The sequence below is a fragment of the Shewanella sp. JNE2 genome (genome assembly GCF_023159115.1).
Taxonomy (GTDB): domain Bacteria; phylum Pseudomonadota; class Gammaproteobacteria; order Enterobacterales; family Shewanellaceae; genus Shewanella; species Shewanella putrefaciens.
On the sequence record NZ_CP096169.1, the window covers coordinates 2,728,573 to 2,750,935 of the forward strand.

Genomic DNA, 22,363 nt, shown 5'->3' on the forward strand with positions numbered 1-22,363 from the left:
AACCCCGAAAATTTAGCATGGGCCAATGTTGGCCCAGCTTGTTTAACCCCCAACCTAAACGGAATTAAAGATCAACATTATGAAGACTTTTCCTCTCTCCAGCATCGCACTCGTCTGCAGACAAGCCCTCGTTAACCCGAAGCTATTGCTGTGCTCAGCCATGTTAGCCACGGTTCCCCATGCCACAGCTGACACTGTCGATGCGGATAGTAAGACTAAAAAGCACCAGAAAGAAATTGAAGTCATCAATGTCATTGGCGCTAAGGACTTACACGACAACCGTTATAAAACCCAAGCGATGAACACGGCAACTGGGCTCGATTTATCCTATCTAGAAACACCGCAGTCGGTCACGTCTATCACCCGCCAAATGATGAATGATCAACAGCTTAATAGCGTGATTGATGCCATGACCAGCGTCGCGGGGATCAATGCCCGCCCAATGGATAACGACAGATACAGTATTAGTGCCCGCGGCATTGCCGTGAGCAGCATTTTGTACGATGGCGTGCCAACCACCTACGATACTCGCTTCAACTATGGGGATAATCTGATCGACACCGCCATCTACGAGCGAGTAGAAGTGGTACGCGGCGCGACTGGCCTCATGACGGGAGCCGGTAACCCCTCGGCGGCCATTAACCTTATCCGTAAACGCCCGACTCAAGAGTTTATGGGCAACACCTCGTTAAATGTGGGCTCATGGAATAATGTGCGTGGTATGGTCGATGTTTCCAGCGGCTTAAATGACTCGGGTTCTGTGCGCGGTCGCGTGGTGGCCGCCTATCAAGATAAGGATTCATTCCAAGACAGGTATGAGCAGCAGCGCACTACGCTATACGGCATAGTCGAAACCGATATTGGCGATAGCACCTTATTCACCCTTGGTGTCGATTACCAAGATGCTACGCCGAGCGGCACTATGTCGGGCGGTTTACCGCTATTTTACAGCGATGGCAGTCGCACTAATTATGATCGTGCCACTTCAACGGCGCCCGATTGGGGCTCGGCGCATACCCAAGGACTCAACACCTTTGCGAGTCTCGAACACAGATTAGATAATGGTTGGAACCTAAAAGGGACTTACACCTACGGCGATAACTCATTGGAGTTCGATGTGCTATGGGCCACGGGATATCCCGATCCTATAACTAATATCGGCGCAACAGCAGGCTCTATCGCCTATGTCGACGGCAGTCGCACCCAACACAATGTGGATTTACGCGCCGAAGGACAATACCAACTCTTTGGTCAGGAACATCAATTGATGTTTGGCTGGAATGGCCAACGCCAAGAGTTCGCCAATCCCTACTATTATCCCACTGCGGCAGTACCGCCTTTGGGGGATTTTCGGGATCCGAACTTCCAATATCCAAAACCTCAGTGGAAAGAAACCTATACCACAGGCTCATTTGGCGAAACCAAACAGAGTGCAGCCTATGTGGCGACTCAGCTTAATCTCAGCGACGCTTTAGCTGTCCTCGTCGGATTACGCCTCAATGAGTGGGAAACCGACCAAGATAATTTTGGCAGCCGCTACGATTTCAGCATCAGCAACGAACTCACGACTTACTTCGGCCTCACCTACGCCCTGACCGAGCAATATTCGCTCTATGCCAGTTATACGGATATTTTTGCACCGCAAACCTTGCAGCGAATCGATGCCAGTTATATTGACCCTGTGAAGGGTAAGAACTACGAGGCAGGGATTAAAGCCAGCCTGATGGATGAAAGTTTAGATATGTCGCTGTCGGTGTTTGAAATTCGTCAGGACAATGTCGGAGAACGTACAGGCGATGTACTCCCTGACACCACCATCCCAGTGTACAGAGAGGTTAACGGCACCCAAACCCAAGGTTTTGAGTTTGAATCCACAGGCAAAATCACCGATGACTGGAATATTTACTTCGGTTACACCCAGTTCAGCACCGAGGATCCTAAGGGCAAACGCATCAATACCACCTCACCACGCCAGCAGGTAAAAGTCTTTACAACCTATCGATTTAGTGGGGATTGGCACAAGCTACAAGTCGGTGCAGGTATAAATTGGCAGAGTCGCATTTACATGACAGTGAAAACACCACCACCCACCCCAATAGAGGTGGAAGTCGGTCAAGACGCCTATGCCCTAGTCAACTTAATGGCAAGTTACGCCTTTACCGAACAGCTTAAGCTTAGCGCCAACCTGAACAACGCCTTAGATAAAACCTACTACAGCCAAGTCGGTCAATATAGCCAATTCCAATACGGTACGCCTCGAAGTGCCAGCTTAACCTTGGACTATCGCTTCTAAGTCAGACTTTAATTGCGATCGTTCGAAAAACCTTGTGAGCCCCAATATTTGGCTCACAAGGTCATCATTTATATGGAATTTATCAATAATAGTGGGGCTTATCAATAACAGCGGGAATCAGTCACAATCATATAAGGAGTGACAATGGCAAGCCAACGGAGAGACACCAGACTGCAAACATTGTGTGATACCTCGCCAAGCCACAACGCGTTGAATCAAACTATTTTGTCACTCAATCAGTTGTTACATCAACGGGCGCCCTTCTATAGCGAGCACCTTAATGCAACGCAGTCCCCCACAGGGCTTAGTTTTGATGAATGGAGTAACGCTGATACATATCAAAAACTCATTGCACGTTTTGCCATCGCACATCCTAGCGCAGAAACTCAGGTTGAAATCGAGGCTGAAACCGAGGTTAGTAAAACAGCGGCAACCAGCCGATCGCCCGCGTTTTCCAGTAAAAGCGCTGTGGTCAATAAAAGCACTGCGGCTAGTAAAAACGCTGTAGCCAGCAAAAAAGACACTCGCAAAGCATTGCATTCTCTCTGGGGCCAATGGTATTTCGGCCTATTAGTCCCACCTATAATGGAATGGATTTTTAACGCCCCAAAAGCCATATTCGAGCCTATTCACTGGCAGCCACAATCCATTTTTATGCAAGTACACCCCAGTGGCAGAGTAGCAAAATTTGAATTTAACCTCGCAAAGCGCCAGCCAAATACCGCTTTGACCTTTAAAAAACACCACGGCATCGAGCCACTTTCCCAAACAAACACTAAGCCAAGTTTCAAGACAGACAGTAAGGTACACTCACCATTAACCCTACATAAGCCGCCAGTTGATAAAGAACTCGCCCTACAAGGCCTGATCTTAAACTTACTGCAACCGAGTGTTGAGCGTCTGCTCACCCTAAGCCCTACGCCCGCTAAATTATATTGGAGCCACCTCGGCTATCTTATTCACTGGTATCTTGGGGAATTAGGATTATCTCAGCAACAAAACCAGCGCCTAAAACAAGCTCTGTTTCGTCAGGCAACCTTTCAAGATGGCAGCATCAATCCGCTGTATAACAGCATTAACTTGTTTATCGACACTGAGCAAAGCAATGCTAACTCAAACACAAAAACGAGCGTAAAAACAAACTCAAAGCCTGGCCCCAAAATCTCCTGCATTCGCCGTACTTGCTGCTTAAGGTATCAACTCGCCAACACTGGCCAATGCCACGATTGCCCGCTAATACAACACGTTAAAGAAAGAATACGGGCATAAGGATAACAGCGAGACTTCACCTAATCCCAAGTTCGCAGCCATCGGGTCTGTTTAGCCAAAACAGCAGAGATTACGTGGCTGTTGTAATTTGGAACCGCTATTTAGCATCAAGATTAGACGGGGTTCACGGGCAAGATCGCAACTGAGGTACTATGATGGCTTTTTCCCACTAGCCTCGCGTGCTACACTCAGGCTCACGTCTCTTTATCACGATTATTTATGAAACAACTGCTTGATTTTCTGCCACTCGTTATCTTTTTTGCTGTCTATAAGTTTTTTGATATTTATATCGCCAGCGGCGCATTGATCGCAGCGACTGCGCTTCAATTAATCGTGACCTATGCGCTATACAAAAAGCTTGAAAAGATGCACCTTATTACCTTCGCCATGGTCACAGTGTTTGGCACACTCACCTTAGTTTTCCATGACGATGCCTTTATTAAATGGAAAGTCACCATTATCTATGCCCTATTTGCCTTGGCATTGGGTATTAGTCAGTTACTGAATAAGTCCATTTTAAAGTCGATGTTAGGCAAAGAAATGCAAGTAGCCGACAAGATTTGGGCACATATCACTTGGTATTGGGTGATCTTTTTTGCTACCTGTGGCCTAGTGAATATTTATGTCGCCTTTAGCTTACCGTTAGAAACTTGGGTGAATTTTAAGGTCTTTGGTTTAACCGCCTTAACCTTAGTCAATACTGTAATCACCGTATTTTACCTTTATAAACACCTTCCAGAAGACCAACGCAAGGAACTTAAATAATGTGGTATATGATTTCAGCTCAAGATGTTGAGAACAGCCTAGAAAAACGTTTAGCGGCGCGCCCTGCCCATCTAACCCGTTTGCAAGAATTAGCGGATGAAGGTCGTTTACTGGTTGCTGGCCCCCACCCAGCAATTGACAGCGAAAATCCAGGTGAAGCGGGATTTAGCGGTTCATTGGTTGTCGCTGATTTTGATTCTTTAGCCTCAGCACAAGCTTGGGCAAATGCTGATCCCTATTTTGCTGCGGGTGTTTACCAAAGTGTCGTGGTTAAACCCTTTAAGCGAGTTCTGCCTTAATGAAGATAGTGTCCTTTAATATCAATGGACTGCGTTCCCGCCTGCATCAATTGCAGGCGTTAATCGACAGCCACAAACCCGACATTATCGGCCTACAAGAAACCAAAGTGCACGATGAAGCCTTCCCACTCGCTGAAGTTGAGGCGATGGGCTATCAGGTACATTACCACGGTGGTAAGGCTCACTATGGCGTGGCTATGCTGTCAAAGGTTGCACCACAAAAAATACAAAAAGGGTTTCCTAGCGATGACGAAGATGCCCAGCGCCGAATGATTATCGGCACTTTCTCCCAAGCAAATGGCCGTCCACTGACCGTATTCAATGGCTATTTCCCCCAGGGCGAAAGCATAGACCACCCAACAAAATATCCTGCTAAACGTAAGTTTTATCAGGATTTAATGCACTACTTGCAGACGAACCATAGCAACGATGAAGATATCGCCATCATAGGTGATATCAATATTTCACCGACCGATTTAGATATCGGCATTGGCGAAGTCAATCGTAAGCGTTGGCTAAAAACCGGTAAATGCAGCTTCCAACCCGAAGAACGTGAATGGTTAAAAACCTTACAAGACTGGGGCTTAATCGACACTTTCCGTCAATTACATCCAGAGCGCACTGAGCGTTATTCTTGGTTCGATTACCGCAGCAAAGGTTTCGATGATAACCGCGGCCTACGCATTGATGTGATTTTAGCAACACCCTCGCTTGCTGCGCGCTTAGTCGAATCCGATGTCGATTACGATCTACGCGGTATCGATAAACCCTCTGACCACGCGCCCATTTGGAGCACGTTCAAAGAAGCTTAAGCTGCTTGGGTTCGATCATTTTAATGGATGTAAAAACATCGGCTTAGGCCGATGTTTTTGTTTGTGTACTGGTCACCCCAAATTGGACACTTTAAGTTGAGAAGTTTCAAACTCTACAGGTGATATAGAAATCCACTAGTCCCAATACACGGTATAGACAAGATAGCCATCTTGAGGCTTAGGGGAAAGTTTATGTTCGCCATAGGGCCAGTCAGTACCGAGCCCATCCGCCGCGATTCCTGCAATCCAGGCTTCCACTTCGACCTCAGGCGCACAGGAGAGGATATGAATGTTCTCGGCTGCGGGCCATAGCTCATCATCCTCAAGGGCTTCGGACCATTCATCGTGCATACCAACAAAGACCCCCTGCACATCAGGCCTATGTTCGATTTCTTTCAAGCTGCGATAGATTTCTTTGATAGAGGGTCGACCATAGCCCCAATTATTGGGCGCGATGGACTCTTCATCTTCGTTTGCTAAAAAGAACTCATCTAATGTCACTACCGGACTGTTCTCTGGATCTGCGACCAATAAGGCGCTTAATTTATTGAGTAATTCCGTTCTCGTTGTCACTGATAATACTCCATTTCTAAGGCTTGTTTCCTGTAAACCTTTAACTCACTTATCACGTACACAGGGCCAAAGACTAGACCTGATGTTGGCCTGACAGTATAGCGATTCTTTCTACATCGAGGCTTGCGAAGTCAGGGTCAACATACACATACATGCGGCTGATAAGATGGTCTGTAAACTCAAACACACTGCAAAAACGGCCTGTTGAAATCTTATCGTCTGGCCAAACGATGCCATCACTCATGACTCCACCTTCTTGCCCTTCGACGATGACAGTATTACCAGAAACTGTGATGTTAAATCCGTCGATATCATGCCAAATACTGCTGAGTGAGCTACCGATGCGATTGCCAAATTCAACTAAGCTGTCTTTGCCCTTAGCGCGTCCAAATTTAGGGAAAAAAAGTCCACCTCTTCGCTAAACAAATCAGGGGAACTCACATCACCCGCATCGACTTTTTTAAAATATTCAATCACAAGCTTAACTAACACATCCTTTTCCATCATTTCCACTATCTCTCTATGGTGATTTTTGCCGTTTTAAGAAGAGTTGTTCGCACTAGACTACAGCATGACTTTAACAGGCATAAATTGAGCTTGATAAATCAACCTAATCCAATTGACTCAATGCTTGATAATCAAGACTGCCATTGTGATATAGCCTGATCTCAATAAAATCTATTTGTTTTTTGAGTAATGACAATTGCTCTATTAACCAGAGATAGCCGATTTTGTAGACATTTTGCAATAATTCGATTAATTCATCTTCTGGCATGTTTGCTTCATTAATATTTAACATGCAATGCCAATTAAACTCTTTAAAAGGTGGAACAGTGTCTGACTCTAGATCCGCCGTGACTAGCCAGACACCATTCATCATTGAGCCTATATCAACAAAAAAATCACAATAGGCCTCACCTTGGGTATAGGAGAAATTTGCATATGCTTTAACAAGACTGGCAAAATCCTCTCGGTAATGATCGAGTGTTTCTTTCACCACTTTGGCTGATATCTCAACTTTTTCCATATTCTTTTCTAACATCTTGAACGAAAATTGTTAGCAACCCATTGATAGTGCTTTACTTTTTGGCTAGTAACTTACTCTAATTTCAGCTATTCTCCAACCGTATTTTGATGATAATGCTAAAGTCACACTTTAGGTTGATTTAAAAATTTCTATTACATTACAAAAAGTTAAATTAACCACAAACATTTGATGGATGATTTCCGAGCAAAATGTGCAATTGCGGGATTAGTACAACGCAGTTAAAACATTAAGGAGAATTCGCTTGGAAGGATGAAGATACGAGAGAAAAGCGGCTTAATAAATGCGTTAACATTTTTAACTATTAAGCCGTGTAAGAAGAACTAAAATCTACCTTAAAGACGTAGCGTAGCAACTTAGCTAGTCCGGTACTGCTTTAAAATCCCACCCAATTCAACTGAAGCTTGGTGTAAGTCATTCGCCAAGGTCACACTGCGTCTTGCCGTTTGTTTGATGGTGTCGGACTGATGGCGAATCTCATTTAATTGCCCTGCAATATCCCGCGCGGCGACGCTTTGCTCCTCGGCGGCTGCGGCAATATGGCTACTCATATCAAATACCGCATTGACCGATCGTGTCATACCCTCGACATCCTCCCCTACGGCAATAATCGCACTTCGCCCTTCATCGGCTTGATCAACTATCTCTGTGGTAATCGCTGATAAACGACTCGTGCCTGACTGTAAGCCTTCAATCATGGACTGAATTTCAACCGTCGCCTGTTGAGTTCGACCCGCTAAGGTACGCACTTCATCGGCGACCACAGCAAAACCACGACCTTGCTCACCAGCACGGGCCGCTTCAATGGCCGCGTTTAAGGCTAATAAGTTGGTTTGCTGGGAAATACTGTTAATGGTTGTGACCACCGCATCAATACTCGCCGCATCCTTAGATAATTGTTCCACCGATGAAAATGCCGTACCAATTTTAGTCGAAAGCAAACCTATTCCCTCAACGGTGTGAACAATACGTTCTTGGCTGGTCGACATATGGGTAGCGTTTTCTTTTGTTTGCATTGAGGTGTTATTGGCATTAATCGAAACCTCCTCAATAGCTGCGGTCATTTGTGCCATTGCAACCGCGACTGAGTCTAAGAATTGATGCTGAAAACCGATTAATTCATCACTGGTCACCGCTTGTTGATTGAACTCGTTAGACGCCAGTGCCAGCGTATCTGCATTTTTGCTGATCGCGTTGACCATTTCACTCATATTATCGGCGCAGCGGTCTATTTCACGGGCGATTAAGCTAAAATCATCGGTGCCAAAAAAGTTTAATCTAAAACTTAAATCACCATCCGCTAAGCGTTTAATGGCCATATACATATCCCATAGCCCGCCACCGAGTGAAGTCGAAATCCAATAACTTAGCTGAAATAGCGGTAATAATCCCAATAACGCCAACCACAACATAAAATTGGCATCACTACGGGCATCGGCTTCCCATTGCTGTACATTTTGCGAAAGCTGTAGAGCTTGCCTACCTGAAACATCGGCCATAGCAGTCACTGTATTGCCTTGACGTTGGGGGCCAGCCTGTCCATTTGTCAATATCAGCCCATTGTCACGGGCAAATTGCGTAAGGGCATCCCCCTCAAGTTGTTGTGAGCTTGCTACCTTTGCTAGTGCATCAACAGTCGCCTGAACTCGCGCAAATGATGCCAATTCGACATGACGCTGAGCATATTGATAATTCATCAACGCCACAGTTGTGGTGATTAAAGCCACCATAGAACAGACAACCCAAAACTTTCCGTTAAGGCTGAACTTGATCAATATGGCATCAATGGTGCGAAACTGGATTTGTTTCATCTTGATATTTCCTAAGAACCGAGAGGCGATTTGGCACTAAGTCAGCATTATAGTTCATATCTTAGCCCCCTATTTTAAACCTGCTGATGCAGCACAATGGAGATGACTGATACAAACTAATACCAAGCTAGTCGACACGGGGCATTTCAGTACCCGTTGGGGCAGACCATTTTGGGGTCAGTGCGACCAATTGTTCGGTTAGCATACTCATACCCCACCCCAAAAGCCCACCAATGATTAAAGGCGGCAAAATATTGGCGATATCTCCTGCCATGGCAAACGTGATACAACAGCCAATAAAGGCACCGGGGATAAAGCTGAGTTTCTGATAACTTGCCTGTAAACACATAGCCGAAGTGGCGATGCCGGTAAAAATATACCCAAAGACAGGCGAAACAAAAAAGCTGCTACCCGAGATAATGAGCCAAGCCCAAAATACACCGGACAGATTTGTACACCACGCCATCATCACCCCTTGAAAACCAGCCTTAGGTTGAGCGAAAAACGTGCTACAACCTAAGAAACCGATCCAAGTGACCAGATGAAAGGCATCAGCGACACCACACCAAATAGCGGCCAATAGGCCGGCAGAAATGGCGACTTGCCAACGATTTTCCATGGATGACCCCTTTAGTAATTCTATTCACGGAAGTTAATGATTCAAATGTTCTCAAGGTGCGGCTGAGTTATGGTGTTATAGCGCCCTTCACTTCCATGTCATTCCATTTTTAGTAAGGATCTGCAATCAATGATTGACTCACTGGCCGACGAGAAACTGATCCAAATGAATGGGTGCGCGAGCCTGCATACCTTTAAATCACTTGAGTAAACATATTGGTTAAATTACCTCTATTTTGGTAACAAAAACCTGATCTATTGCTAATTTTCGGCATTAATGCCCGTAAAATCGCTAACAAGTAATTTTTTTGTGGTAAAAAAACGAAAAAAGCGCTCATTAGGCGCTTTTTTATTCAAATCACTTTCCGTTAACCCTTTAGCATTGGCTTAAACTCGCAATCGCTTATTCACGGGAAGATCGCGGATCCTCTGTCCTGTCGCCGCAAAAATTGCATTGGTCAAACTCGGAGCAACGGGCGGCACACCCGGCTCCCCCACGCCTGCTGGCGCAGCATCGGACTCGATAATGATAATCTCCATATCAGGAGTTTGAGGGAGTCGCAGCAAAGGATAATCGTGGAAATTTGATTGAAGCACTTGGCCTTCTTTGTATGTGATTTCACCCATCAAGGCCAAGCTTAGACCAAAGATAATTGCGCCTTCGGTTTGTGATTTCACTCTATCAGGATTCACCACAGTTCCCGCATCAATGGCAGCGATAGCATTAAGTACCTTAAGCTGTTTATCCTCACTCACTTCCACCCGCATGGCCACAGCGACCACACTCACAAAACTGCGGTGCACGGCAAAACCCCAGCCCTGATGTTTGCCCGCCTTAGGCGCCTTGGCTTGAGCCTGTTCGACAGCATTAATGACGTTTAAATAACGATCTATATCCACCGGATGGCGATTTAAGTCTTCACCGTAGTTACCATATTTAAAGCCTTGGTTATCAAAGGTCTCACGCCTTGATTGCCCAAGTAAGCTGCGCCACATATCGGGACAAGACATCTGAGCTCTGTGAGCCATTTCATCGACAAAGCTACCGACACTAAAGCCATGCTGAATATTACACACAGAGCGCATCCAACCTATGCGACTATGCGCCTGCGCTTTTACCGCTTCGTATCTTAAGTGCGGCAAAGCAAAGGGTACGTCCACAAAACCTAAATCTAACTCACCGTCAGAGGGATATTCGACGCCTTCGGCAAAGGTTGAACTGATCGATGGGAATCCAGTCCGAGCTAAAAGCGCAGTCGGTTTATTGTTAGCATCGAACAGCGCCTGATAGGACTGGGCGCTGATAGCATGGTAATAACCGTTTTGGATTTCATCCTCGCGGCTCCAACTCACCTTAATTGGACGCTTAAACTGCTTTGATAACAACGCGGCTTCGACACTAAAATCAGGCTTTGCTTTTCGTCCAAATCCACCACCTAATAATGTGACGTGAACCTTTACGGTATCCTCTTCAATCCCCAGTGCTACGGCCACGCTTTGTTGAGTGCTTTGTGGGTTTTGAGTTGAAGCCCAAACTTCACATTCCTTTGCCGTCACATTGGCCGTTGCAACTGGCGGTTCCATTGGTGAATGAATTAAGTAGGGCACGGTATAAACCGCCTTTAATGTATTCGCTTCGGGCCAATTTTTGACCTCATCGCCAACTTGACGCACCACTTTACCGCCTTGCTGTACTCGCTCGACTAACGCCTTTAAATAAAGTGTCGAATCGTGCTGACTGTTGTCGACCTGAGTCCAAGTGATATTTAATGCTTTGCGGCCTTCAAAGGCACTCCAAGTGTTGGTAGCGATAACCGCCACACCGCCTAAAGCTTGAAACCCGGGGGCGCCCTTAGGGATAGGCAAACGATACACATCCACGACGCCGGCCACGTTGCGCGCTGCGGTATCATCCAAACTTGCGACATCGCTCCCAAGCACGGGCGGGCGCATGATGCTGGCGTAGAGCATGCCGTCGAGTTTGATATCGTAACCATAAATTGCGCTACCGCTTAACATGGCATCCATATCAACGATTTTGCGGGATGCGCCAATCTGCTTGAAATCTTTAATCTCTTTAAAGGTTAATGACTCAACGGCAGGGACTGGCAGCGCTGATGCCGCTAACGCTAACTCGCCAAACTTGGCCGAGCGGCCCGTTTTAGCATGCAGCACTTTATGGCTGGCGGTATGCACCTCGCTCACGGGGACTTTCCAGCGCGCGGCTGCGGCTTGCTCTAGCATGATTCTTGCCATCGCCCCCATCTGGCGCATACGATCAAAATTATCGCGAATACTGCGGCTACCATCGGTATTCTGGCTGCCATAACGCTTATCGCCTAGCCCCTGTACTGGGACGATTTTATCCCAATCCGCTTCTAACTCTTCGGCTAAGACTTGCAGAATACCCGTTCTGATCCCCTGTCCCATCTCGGAGCGATGGCAAGTGAGGTACACTTTGTTATCCTCACCTATGGCAATAAATAGATTCAGCCGCGCTTCTTTATTCTGCGCCAGCGCCATGGGGCTCCAAGTTAATCCACTCGCCCCTAATGCAAGTCCGCCCCCTACTGCGCCAAACAGTTTTAACACGTCGCGGCGGCTTAAATTTTCTACGGCAGTAAAAGTACCCATATTAGCCCTCCTGTTTGGCATAGTGTTGCAGCGCCGCTTTAATGCGTGGGTAGGTGCCACAGCGGCAGAGATTACCCGACATGGCTGAGTTGATTTGTTCCTCTGTAGGTTTAGGATGCTGCGCCACTAACGCCGCAGCCGACATCAATTGTCCCGCCTGACAATAGCCGCACTGGGGCACGTTATGTTCGGCCCAAGCATTTTTAAGCTTTTGATTATCAAGCCCCTCAATCGTTGTTAGTTGTTTACCTTGAGCTTGCCCTAGGCTGGTTAAGCAAGCTCGAACGGGTTGGCCGTCTAAATGCACAGTGCAAGCACCACATAGCCCTGCTCCGCAGCCATATTTAGTGCCTGTTAACCCTAAAATATCCCGTAGTGCCCACAGAATTGGCATCTTAGGATCGGCATCTAAAGTAAATGATTTACCGTTAATAGAAAGTGTTTGGGTGGAAGCGGCGGTACTGGCTTCCTTGATAATTGCAGTGGTTGATAATACTTCTGCCATAACTCACTCCTTAAGTGCCAACCACGACGCAAGATCGGCTTGGGTATCAATATCAATTGCGGCGCGGGGTAGTGTTATAGCGACTAACTCTCCCCGCTGTGCTTGTTGTTTTAAAATAGATTTAGCCCCGCGATCGCCACTCAAGTGAGTGAACAGCGGTAATGTAGAGGCATTAAAAATAGCAGGTACGCCTACATCATCCAAATAATGGGCGGCAACATCTTTGCCGGTTTTAAGCCATGTCAAAATCAGTTGTCGATAATCATCAACACTCAAGGCCACTTGGTCCGCGAGAGTCAACAGCATGGCATCAAAGCCTTGCTCCTTGGCATAACTTGCCGCCAAACTCACTGAGGATGCTAGGCCCATTTGCCACTGCGGATTAACTAAAATATCAAAGGGTTGGCGAGATTTAAGCTCGGCTAACAATGGCTGCAATATATGCCGATGAGCACCGAGTATGATTAACAAATGCGCTTGGCGATCCAAACCTAAATCTTGGCAATTAAGCTGCTGTAAACGCGCAACATGAGTGTTAATGATGGTTTGTTCGCAAGTTTCAGTCGCACTATGTGATGGTAGAAGCTGCGCTAACTTAACCCCTTCAAAACGCTGACTTTCACCTGCCGCAAGGACCACGATAAGAAGCCGTTTATCCAGTAACCTCACAGGTGTCATTAACCCATAATCTCATCAAGTTGTTTCAGTGTTACTCCATGTAGCACACCGTGACATTGAGCTAAAATACTTAAAGCAATGGCGCTCGGTAACTCACCGCCAAGCGCCAGACCCGCGGGGGCCGAAAACACCCCAGAAAACGATTGTGCAGATAAACCTGCCATCGCCAGTACTTTATCCCGCCGGTGGGCAGGCCCAAGCAATGCCACATAATCCAGTGAATAAGGTTGAATAGCCTTTAATACTGCTGCATCTAAGCCCAGGTTATGGTTTATCACCACAGCGCAGTCTAGTTGAGCGATAACATTGGCAGCAAGTTCACCCACGGCTTGTTTGATGATATGAGCATGGGGAAAATCTGCCGCTCTAGCGTAAGCAGTACGTCCATCGATAACGGTAACTTGCCAGCCTAATGAATGGGCAATCGCAGCGATAGGTTTAGCATCAATACCGCCACCAAAAATCCCAATATGGAATCGGGGCCTCAGGGGAATAACTAGGGTGTCATTTGACTCTTGTTTCACAATCTTTGATTTAGCAAAATCGCTTATCGGAAATGGCGCAGCATCTGCGGAATAGAAACGTGCTTGATACTGCCGCGCATCAGTTCCAGATGCGACTAAAGGCAATTGATAATATCCCGATTGCCCATGACGAAATGCATGAACAAGGTCAATCAAACCTAGATCATGATTTTCTTTTAAAAGCGGGATCAACATGATATCGACTATGCCGCCACAGCCGAGTCGATAACTGGCATCAGACTCATCATTCGCATCATAGGTGACACACATCACTTGCTTCGTCTGCATCGCATTTTGAGCATATCGGCGCAAATCCGCTTCTAAACATCCACCACTTAAAATGCCCGCCCCTTGGCCAAACTCATGGAACAGCATCATGGCGCCAGGTTTACGGTAAGCGGAACCTTGAACATGAGTGATAACAGCGAGCACCCAAGCGTCATCCGCAAGTGGTAACCAATGTTCAAGTAAATCTTCGATTTGGTGATCCATCCGTAATGACTCCAAGAGGTTAGGATTATCAAGCGCAAAAAACATAAACCAAACGACTGTTAATTATTAGGTAACCCCAATAGATTAAAAAATCGATACGACCAAGTTAACAAAGGCGCCCTCGCTTTGAAAGGGATAATAGATTGCAGAAGGAGTAAAAGGTGAAGATGACGTTAAAAAGACATAAAGACGTATGCGAGTGGTTGCCACTCGCAACTTTTAGATATACCAACGAAAACCACTAAAGTAATAATTGATCCGCAACAAAAGGATTATGCTCACGTTCCTCGCCAAAGGTCGATAAAGGACCATGGCCCGGAATAAATTCTACATCAGCACCAAGAGGCCAAAGTTTTTCGGTGATCGAGTGAATTAAATCCTGATGATTTGATTGGGGGAAATCAGTGCGGCCGATAGAGCTTCTAAATAAAATATCCCCCACCCACGCCAACTTAGATTGGGCCGAATAAAAGGCAATATGGCCAGGCGTATGCCCAGGGCAATGCAGCACAGATAAACGTTGCTCGCCCACTTTAACAATATCGCCATCCTGCAGATATTGTGCCGGTTCAAAAGCATCGCAATGGGGAAATCCGAAATTTTGGCTTTGCTTAGGTAAGTTATCAATCCAAAACTTATCGGCGATATGCGGACCAATAATCGGAATATTAGCTGATTGAGCAAGAGACTTAGCCCCACCGACATGGTCAATATGCCCATGGGTGAGCAGGATTTTCTCAAGAGTCAACCCGCGTTTTGCTACCTCGGCTTGAATACGATCTATGTTTCCACCGGGATCCACGACAGCAGCGAGTTTAGTTTTCTCACACCAGATTAAACTGCAATTTTGCTGGAAAGGTGTCACTGGAATAATTTGATACTTCATAGCTTCAATCTCGTGTTATCCATAAGCGATAGATTACGCTAAGTCCTTTATCTTGGCTCAATTTTTTATAATAAAAATTGATCTTAACCAAAAGCCAACAAAATAATCCTAACTTGCGGGAGAACGACTTTTGTATACAATCGTCAAGAAAACTCAGCGCCCTTAGCCCATAGGTAGATTGATGAAACCCGATATAGTTCTTGCTGGTGTGCTCGCCAAAAAACACACGTTTACCTTACCCCTGAATTATCAGCATCCAATTGCAGAACAAATCAAAGTATTTGCCAGAGAATTGTGTAGCCCTGAAAACAAAGATAAAAAGTTACCTTATATCGTATTTTTCCAAGGCGGCCCAGGATTTGGCGCAATGCGCCCTGCCAGCAACAGCGGCTGGATCCGCCGCGCATTAAAAGAATATCGCGTGTTATTACTCGATCAGCGCGGCACAGGCTTATCAACGCCAATTAACTACCAAAGTCTCAAACACTTAGACCCAATGGCACAAGCAAATTATCTAAGCCACTTTAGGGCTGACAATATTATCCGTGATGCTGAAGCCATTCGCGCGCAGCTTTGTCCGGCAGATAAATGGGCGATTCTAGGCCAAAGTTTTGGTGGTTTCTGCGTCCTACATTATTTAAGCACCGCACCTCAAGGCGTTAGCGAAGCCTATATCACAGGTGGTATTCCATCATTGACTCGTCCTGCCGATGATGTCTATCTGGCGACTTATCAACGCGTACTAACGAAGAATAAACAATTCTTTTATCGTTTCCACGACGCCCAGCATTTAGTCACTCGCTTAGCAAAACACTTAATTGAAAAGGAAGTGTATTTAGCCACAGGGGAACGCTTAACCGTTGAAATGCTACAACTACTTGGCATCCATCTCGGAATGGAGCAAGGTCCAGAATCGGTCTACTATCTGCTTGAGCAAGCACTGATCAACACGCCGTCAGGGACTGAGGTTAATCCCTTGTTTTTAAATCATTTTGGTCAGATGCTCGACTACAATACCAATCCAATTTTTGCCCTCTTACATGAGGCTATCTACTGCCAACACTCAGCCTCACAGTGGTCCGCGCACAGGGTAAGGCAGCAATTCCCCGCCTTTAATTATCAAGTAGGCAAACCTTTCCTATTCACTGGAGAGATGATTTATCCTTGGATGTTCGACCAATTTAGTCATTTAACGCCACTAAAAACGGCGGCAGAAATACTGGCTCATAAATCCGACTGGCCCACACTTTACAACCTCGAACAACTGGCACAAAACCGCGTCCCTGTCGCTGCGGCGATTTATAGCGAGGATATGTTTGTCGACATGCAATACAGCTTAGAAACGGCACAACAAATCGGACAACTAAAATACTGGTTAACCTCCGAATACGAACATAATGGCATCCGTATGGACGGTGAACATATTCTGGATAAATTAATCAGTCTAAATCGAGGAGAAATCTTGAGGTAAAAGTCCATTTTAAGGGTTAATTAAGTCAGAACTGGCATTGTATCCACGCTCCTAATCTAAATGGGAGTGGTTTTGGCTACAATGTTTTACGACCAATTTCCGTAAGAGTAAACTCCATTGGTTTACTCTTTTTTTTGCAAAAAAAAATGCACTCACCAAAGAGTGAGTGCATACCATATTGGTAAAAAAATACAGGGAAATGAGTGATAAATAGCCTTAAATCTAGCGTTTCATCGCTGGATAAGTAAACTCATGGCATTGATTACAATAAACTTTACTTTCTTTATGTTCCTGATGACAGTAAGTACAAGGCAAATCAGTACCGTAATGTAAACTGTCATGTGGGTTCGGCTCGACCGAATGCCCCGCTTCTTCGGGTCGCTGAGTCAGTTTAGCCACATCCTGAGGAGAACCATGGCAGTTAGCGCACACTGCAGCGTCAGGTATGGTCTTACGCTTTACATCACCATGACAGGCAGTACAGTCGACCTGACCATTCTCACTTGTCATCACATCCTTATGATAATCCTTAATATTCATCGCATTTGTTGTTATTGGCAGTATCAATATACAACCAAGTAAAAGTGTATATAAGGGTTTTAACATCAGACTCTTCCTATAGCGGGGCATGCAGCCCCGCATAACATATTAATAGTTTGCGATAAATTCAGTTGAAGTTTGGATATCAGGCGTAAATGGGCGATCTTGAGCTACAAAAGGTACTTTTTCACGGTACGCCTTGTACATGGCTTCGGTCGCTTTACCTAAATGAAGATCTGGAGTAGCCAACTTACGTAAATCAATCGCTTGACTTGAATGCAGCAGCTCTAGACCGTAGATCACACGTGTGTTGTCAACAATCTGGATCAAATTGTCCGCAGCAAGCTTGAGGTTAGTGAAAGTATCTTCAATTCCCCCCGCAATTGAGATCCCATCAAATGACACTGGGGTCGCCAACTGTTTATTACGAACTTGCATATCTACAAACACTTTTTGAATCGCGCCAAAAGCATGACCATTATTACCTGGAGCACTTAAAAAACGGGGTAAGTTAGTAAAATGGTCATCAGATAAATGGATGGTGCGCATAACACTGTTATGGGATACATGTGTCAGAGCGACACTCAAGTTTTGTACTGCCAATGCAACAGGCAAAGGTTCAAAGTTCGTGGTTGGAAACACACCACCTTGCCCTTCGACGATATACTTAGCAACCTGTGGAAACTTCGCATACTCATTTGATGCGCCAACAATAACTGCAGGGTTATCATCCGAATGATTGATTTGAATATTTACCACATCATTCAATTCTGCTAACGCTTGTTCAGCACTGGCTAACGTGTATGCCGTTGTTCTGTAACTGAGTGGATCCTGCAAAGGACGTTCATCATTGAGCTGCCATAAATAACTGCCATCTAACTGTTTTAGAATGTCATTTGTGCAGGCTTTAATATAAGGGAAAGGACGAATATCATTGGTTTGTGGTAAAAATGGTGCCACGTTACCATTTAATCCCTCAAGGCTTAAACCAAATAGTGTTGGCGAGATAGAGAGTAATTGCTTGGCCTCACGGTAACCTTGCATCGCATAAGCGACTGAAAACGAATTGTTAGACAGAATTGATAGTGCATCTTTACCCATAGGCACAAGTGGTGTAATTCCGGCATCCGCCATAGCATCTTTACTGCTAACACGTTGTCCTTTGTAGAATACTTCCCACTCACCCACCATCGCCAACCCGACATGGGATGAGAGCAAAATATCCGCTTCACCTACAGTACCCTGAGCGGGGATGACTGGCGTTAACCCTTTGTTAAGGTATGCCTCATAGAGTTCAGCCACAACAGGTTGCACCCCTGTTTGTCCCGCGAGCATAGTATTTAAGCGTACCGCCAAGGCTAATCGAGTTAACCGAATCGGTGCAGCGTCACCGACGCCAGCACTATGGGCTCGAAAAGTGCTGTAGTTAAAGTTACGTGATGCCCCAAGTACTTCATCACTTAACTTGCCATTGGCATCAAATAACTTGTGATCTTTGTTCAAACCAACGCCAACAGTAAGACCATAAACAGGCTTTCCTAAACGAGCAGCTTCCATCAACAAACTATTAGCTTTAACGAGTTGAGTTTTCGCTTGAGATGCAATCTTGACTTTAGCGCCATCGGCGATTGCCCATGCTTGTTCTTGCGTTAAATGTTTACCATCGAGGACAACGTGCTCCATCGCTAAAGCACTCCCAGAGAGTAGACTTAAAGTAAGCGATGCCATCAACACTGATTTATTCATTACCATTCTCCAATACATTGTAATTTTTAATAAAATCTAATTATGCTTGCTTAAGCACCGCCGCCTTTGCCGCTGCACAATTTCGGCCTGCGTTGCGACCAGTAACAACGCCCTCAGCGACAGCGCAAGCGCCTAAACGGCTAGCGCCGTGAATTCCTCCGGTTGCTTCGCCTGCGGCATACAACCCTGGAATGGCTTGGTTGGTGACTAAATGCAGTACTTCTGATCGGGTATTCACTTTAACGCCGCCCATACAATAGTGAACTTTTGGCCACATACGAACGGCATACCAAGGCCCTTTATCTAGCACAATGGCTTCTTGCAGAGGACGTGCGAATTCTTTATCAACACCACTTTTTACCGCTTCGTTCCAACGGGCGACTTGAGCTTTTAGTGCTTTAGCCGGCATACCATAAATAGCAGCAAGTTCATCTAAGGTTTCTGCTTTACTAATCACCTTATATTTCAGTCCCCAATCTAAGGTTTGCGCCTTACTAGCCCCTTCTGCATTAGTAAAACCAATAGGATAAACAGGCTGACCATGTTCATCACGGCGAGTCATGATGGCGTCAGCTCTCGCTTTACGATCTGCAAGTTCATTGAAAAAACGTTCACCAGTGCGCACATCCACCACAATACCGTGAGGATAGGTCGCAATCGTGTTGAACTGGGATGCGGTACCAAAGCCTTTTTCATCGGGAGATGCCCATGGGCCGAGTTGAATTTGGTCTAAATGAATAGGGTTAGCACCTAAGAGCATCATTTGCTTTAGAGCTTCTGAAGTTGCACCAGCATGATTGGTGGAATCTAAGTCGTTATTTAACTCAGGTAGTTGCATCATGCGATATTCAATATCGCGACCAAAGCCCCCCGTTGCCATAACAACACCACGGCGCGCGCCTATGCGACGTATTTTACCGGTTCGCTCATTAGGGAAATAAAAACCTTCACGAACTTCGACCCCAATCACGCGACCATCGAGATCTTTCACAAAGCTTTCGAGCTTGGTCTGGTTTCTCATCACCACGCCTTTATCTCTCGCGGCGTTAATCAGCGGTCTGATAATGCCAGCCCCTGAACTTTCAACTGTTTGCAAGACTCGTTGTATTGAGTGTCCACCAAAATGCTGCACGAAAGGTTTCCACTTAACCCCATGTTCAATCAACCACTGACAAGATTCAGCCGTGCCATTACACACCAGTTTTAACATCTCAACATCGTTCATGCCCCGACCTGCTCGCATCATATCGGCGACCATTTCATCGACAGAATCCTTAATGCCTGCTTGTTTCTGCAACTCAGAACCCGCTACAGCCATGGCACCGCCATTGATAGTTGAATTACCACCAAAGACTGGCATCTTGTCCACAACCATAACGCTCACACCAGCCTCTCTAGCTTGTAATGCCGCAGACATCCCAGCAAAGCCACTGCCGACAACTAATACATCCACAATCTCATCAAATACTTCAGGAGCAACGCCACAATTGGCTGTTGCAGGTAAGGCTATTGCAGCCCCAAAGCCAGCAGCCATCACGGCCCCACCTTTTAGCAACTGCCGACGGCCTGTATCAATATCTTGAGTTTTACTCATGCTTACTTCCTTCAATAATGGCTGGAACTTGTCAGCATGGAAGTGCATGCTCTGTGCCAAGCACCTAAAAAGAGGTAATTAAGTGGGGAACTTTGATTGGAGGCACGGAATCACGAAATATAAAGATCTACAATCACGATACTTAATGATTAACATGAAATATCAATGGAAAAACACTTTTATCACGAATCGACACTGAGATTATGCAGTAGCCTACAACTCGAAAAGTCCCTGCAAAGTTACTTCGAGTTTATTCGGGATGAACTGCCTATTGATGGGCTATTTATTAATATTTTTCGCAAACAATTTAATGACATACAATTTATTGCTCATGTCAATGCTAACCAATCATGCACCTTAGATAAGCAAATATCTATCCCTGAAGAACTGGCTAAGAGCTTAGATGATCCTCAACGCCCGCGCGTGAGAATTGTTAATGATATTGAACACGACCCAATCACAGCTTTAGTTGCACCTAAGGTGATCAACGGTATTCGTTCGCTGATCATTTTGAGAATGTCTATCGAAAATACCCACCTTGGGATAGTCGGATTTTATGCCAAAACGACAGGCGTTTTTCGCCCTCGTCATGCCGATTTAATTGCTCCGCATATGCATGCATTAGCCTTAATCACTGCACTCAATTTACGCGGACGTAACTTACTTAAAGAAAATGAAGCACTCTCAAAACAGAATGTGAGCCTTCGCAGAACATTAGACGTGCAAAATGGCGTAGTGGGGGCCAATTCAGGCTTGAAACACGTCATGCAGCAAGTGCAATCCATTGCCAAGATTAATACAACAGTGCTAATGCTCGGTGAAACGGGGTGTGGTAAAGAAGTGATCGCCAATGCGATTCACGAACTTTCGGAACGTTCAGATAAGCCCTTTATCAAGGTCAACTGCGGCGCTATTCCAGATACTTTGATTGACTCCGAACTCTTTGGTTATGAAAAAGGAGCATTTACTGGGGCTGAGTCCCGTAAAATTGGCTACTTCGAACAAGCCAATGGCGGCACTATCTTTCTCGATGAAATAGGTGAACTACCATTATCCGCACAGGTTAGATTACTCCGTGTACTTCAAAATAGTTGTATTACCCGAGTAGGTGGACACGATGCGGTACAACTTGATATTCGGATAGTGGCTGCCACCCATAGAAATTTACAAGCTATGATACACAGAGAAGTGTTTCGGGAAGATCTTTGGTATCGCTTAGCCATTTTTCCTATTGAAATTCCTTCATTAAGACAAAGACGTACAGACATTCCTTTACTCGTACAGCATTTTATCGAGCAACTGAGTTCAAAGTTCAACCTGCCTCAATTACCAAGAGTTGCACCGGAACAATTAAATATTCTGAACCAATACGCTTGGCCAGGAAATGTCAGAGAACTCATTAACGTACTCGAACGGGCGATAATACAGCAGCCTTCAGGACCGTTAGATTTTAGCTTCCTGGTGCCACATCAGGGTAAGGAAATTACGACCCAAGCAAATCAAACCGTTATCATAGATCCAAACTATGCGAGCGATAAACTTGTGCCCCTTGATGTTATGACCAGAAAATACATTAGTCATGCACTGCGAATTACAGGTGGAAAACTCTATGGCCCAGGAGGTGCCGCTGAGTTATTAGATATCAATGCCAACACCCTGCGCAGCAAGATGAAGAAACTGGGGATTGTTTAGTCTCTTTTAAGGCTAACGAGTGTTCTATGACAAAAATAAAAAACATCGGTTAACAAAGTGCATAAATAACAAAGGTCACATAGGTGACCTTTGAAAAATTAATGATAACCATAGGA

General features: G+C 45.5%; 19 protein-coding genes and 1 pseudogene. 7 read left to right on the top strand and 13 right to left on the bottom strand.

The genetic code is table 11. The features are described 5' to 3' along the window. Positions 1 to 79: 79 nt before the first annotated feature. The 5 genes from MZ182_RS12130 (at position 80) to xthA (ending at position 5,438) form a co-directional block, all read left to right on the top strand. The gene (locus MZ182_RS12130) at positions 80 to 2,293 is read left to right on the top strand and encodes a TonB-dependent siderophore receptor (protein WP_248067107.1); all 2,214 of its coding nucleotides are present in this window, start codon (positions 80 to 82) and stop codon (positions 2,291 to 2,293) included. A 144-nt stretch (positions 2,294 to 2,437) separates the two neighbouring features. Further along, the gene (gene fhuF, locus MZ182_RS12135) at positions 2,438 to 3,562 is read left to right on the top strand and encodes a siderophore-iron reductase FhuF (protein ID WP_248067106.1); all 1,125 of its coding nucleotides are present in this window, start codon (positions 2,438 to 2,440) and stop codon (positions 3,560 to 3,562) included. Positions 3,563 to 3,781: 219 nt separating this feature from the next. Then, complete coding sequence (locus MZ182_RS12140) at positions 3,782 to 4,327, top strand: septation protein A (RefSeq protein WP_011788929.1); 546 nt, start codon at positions 3,782 to 3,784, stop codon at positions 4,325 to 4,327. Beyond that, positions 4,327 to 4,626 carry a YciI family protein gene (locus tag MZ182_RS12145; RefSeq protein ID WP_011788928.1) on the top strand — a complete coding sequence of 100 codons (300 nt, stop codon included), beginning with the start codon at positions 4,327 to 4,329 and terminating at the stop codon, positions 4,624 to 4,626. The genes MZ182_RS12140 and MZ182_RS12145 overlap by 1 nt, the downstream gene beginning before the upstream one ends. Further along, complete coding sequence (gene xthA, locus MZ182_RS12150) at positions 4,626 to 5,438, top strand: exodeoxyribonuclease III (protein ID WP_011788927.1); 813 nt, start codon at positions 4,626 to 4,628, stop codon at positions 5,436 to 5,438. Before MZ182_RS12145 ends, xthA begins: the two co-directional genes overlap by 1 nt. Before the next feature lie 135 nt (positions 5,439 to 5,573). Here xthA and MZ182_RS12155 read toward each other — a convergent pair whose 3' ends face one another. From MZ182_RS12155 to MZ182_RS12200, 10 genes and pseudogenes are all read right to left on the bottom strand, one after another. Further along, positions 5,574 to 6,011: a hypothetical protein gene (locus MZ182_RS12155; RefSeq protein WP_248067104.1), complete on the bottom strand. Its 438-nt coding sequence runs from the start codon at positions 6,009 to 6,011 to the stop codon at positions 5,574 to 5,576. Positions 6,012 to 6,084: 73 nt separating this feature from the next. Continuing rightward, a pseudogene (locus MZ182_RS12160) lies at positions 6,085 to 6,515 on the bottom strand (nuclear transport factor 2 family protein). 106 nt (positions 6,516 to 6,621) lie between these two features. Then, positions 6,622 to 7,038 carry a hypothetical protein gene (locus tag MZ182_RS12165; protein WP_248067102.1) on the bottom strand — a complete coding sequence of 139 codons (417 nt, stop codon included), beginning with the start codon at positions 7,036 to 7,038 and terminating at the stop codon, positions 6,622 to 6,624. A 374-nt stretch (positions 7,039 to 7,412) separates the two neighbouring features. Then, a complete protein-coding gene (locus MZ182_RS12170; protein ID WP_011919514.1) occupies positions 7,413 to 8,867 on the bottom strand; it encodes a methyl-accepting chemotaxis protein in 1,455 nt (484 codons plus the stop codon). Positions 8,868 to 8,994: 127 nt separating this feature from the next. Continuing rightward, the gene (locus MZ182_RS12175) at positions 8,995 to 9,486 is read right to left on the bottom strand and encodes a DUF1097 domain-containing protein (protein WP_248067100.1); all 492 of its coding nucleotides are present in this window, start codon (positions 9,484 to 9,486) and stop codon (positions 8,995 to 8,997) included. A gap of 386 nt (positions 9,487 to 9,872) precedes the next feature. Next, positions 9,873 to 12,119 (bottom strand): xanthine dehydrogenase family protein molybdopterin-binding subunit, encoded by a 2,247-nt coding sequence (locus MZ182_RS12180; RefSeq protein WP_248067097.1) that lies wholly within the window; start codon positions 12,117 to 12,119, stop codon positions 9,873 to 9,875. A gap of 1 nt (position 12,120) precedes the next feature. Beyond that, complete coding sequence (locus MZ182_RS12185) at positions 12,121 to 12,624, bottom strand: (2Fe-2S)-binding protein (protein WP_011788920.1); 504 nt, start codon at positions 12,622 to 12,624, stop codon at positions 12,121 to 12,123. 3 nt (positions 12,625 to 12,627) lie between these two features. Continuing rightward, positions 12,628 to 13,302 (bottom strand): nucleotidyltransferase family protein, encoded by a 675-nt coding sequence (locus MZ182_RS12190; RefSeq protein WP_181811373.1) that lies wholly within the window; start codon positions 13,300 to 13,302, stop codon positions 12,628 to 12,630. Beyond that, positions 13,302 to 14,318: an XdhC family protein gene (locus MZ182_RS12195; protein WP_248067094.1), complete on the bottom strand. Its 1,017-nt coding sequence runs from the start codon at positions 14,316 to 14,318 to the stop codon at positions 13,302 to 13,304. Before MZ182_RS12195 ends, MZ182_RS12190 begins: the two co-directional genes overlap by 1 nt. A 241-nt stretch (positions 14,319 to 14,559) precedes the next feature. Continuing rightward, a complete protein-coding gene (locus MZ182_RS12200) occupies positions 14,560 to 15,204 on the bottom strand; it encodes an MBL fold metallo-hydrolase (protein WP_248067091.1) in 645 nt (214 codons plus the stop codon). A 181-nt stretch (positions 15,205 to 15,385) separates the two neighbouring features. Between MZ182_RS12200 and MZ182_RS12205 the strand changes: the two genes are divergently transcribed. Beyond that, entirely contained in the window at positions 15,386 to 16,675 is a 1,290-nt protein-coding gene (locus tag MZ182_RS12205) for an alpha/beta fold hydrolase (RefSeq protein ID WP_248067088.1), read from the top strand. A 222-nt stretch (positions 16,676 to 16,897) separates the two neighbouring features. Here MZ182_RS12205 and MZ182_RS12210 read toward each other — a convergent pair whose 3' ends face one another. Genes MZ182_RS12210 through MZ182_RS12220 form a run of 3 tightly spaced genes read right to left on the bottom strand, consistent with a single transcriptional unit; the run spans position 16,898 to position 20,555 of the window. After that, the gene (locus MZ182_RS12210) at positions 16,898 to 17,281 is read right to left on the bottom strand and encodes a cytochrome c3 family protein (RefSeq protein ID WP_248067084.1); all 384 of its coding nucleotides are present in this window, start codon (positions 17,279 to 17,281) and stop codon (positions 16,898 to 16,900) included. A gap of 42 nt (positions 17,282 to 17,323) precedes the next feature. After that, positions 17,324 to 18,961, bottom strand: coding sequence for an HAL/PAL/TAL family ammonia-lyase (locus MZ182_RS12215; protein WP_248067081.1), 1,638 nt, complete (start codon positions 18,959 to 18,961; stop codon positions 17,324 to 17,326). A 40-nt stretch (positions 18,962 to 19,001) separates the two neighbouring features. After that, on the bottom strand, positions 19,002 to 20,555 hold the full coding sequence (locus tag MZ182_RS12220) for a flavocytochrome c (protein WP_011788913.1): 1,554 nt from the start codon (positions 20,553 to 20,555) through the stop codon (positions 19,002 to 19,004). Between the two features lie 165 nt (positions 20,556 to 20,720). Between MZ182_RS12220 and MZ182_RS12225 the strand changes: the two genes are divergently transcribed. After that, positions 20,721 to 22,247, top strand: a complete 1,527-nt coding sequence (locus MZ182_RS12225) for a sigma-54 interaction domain-containing protein (protein WP_248067080.1) — start codon at positions 20,721 to 20,723, stop codon at positions 22,245 to 22,247. The last annotated feature ends 116 nt before the right edge of the window (positions 22,248 to 22,363 follow it).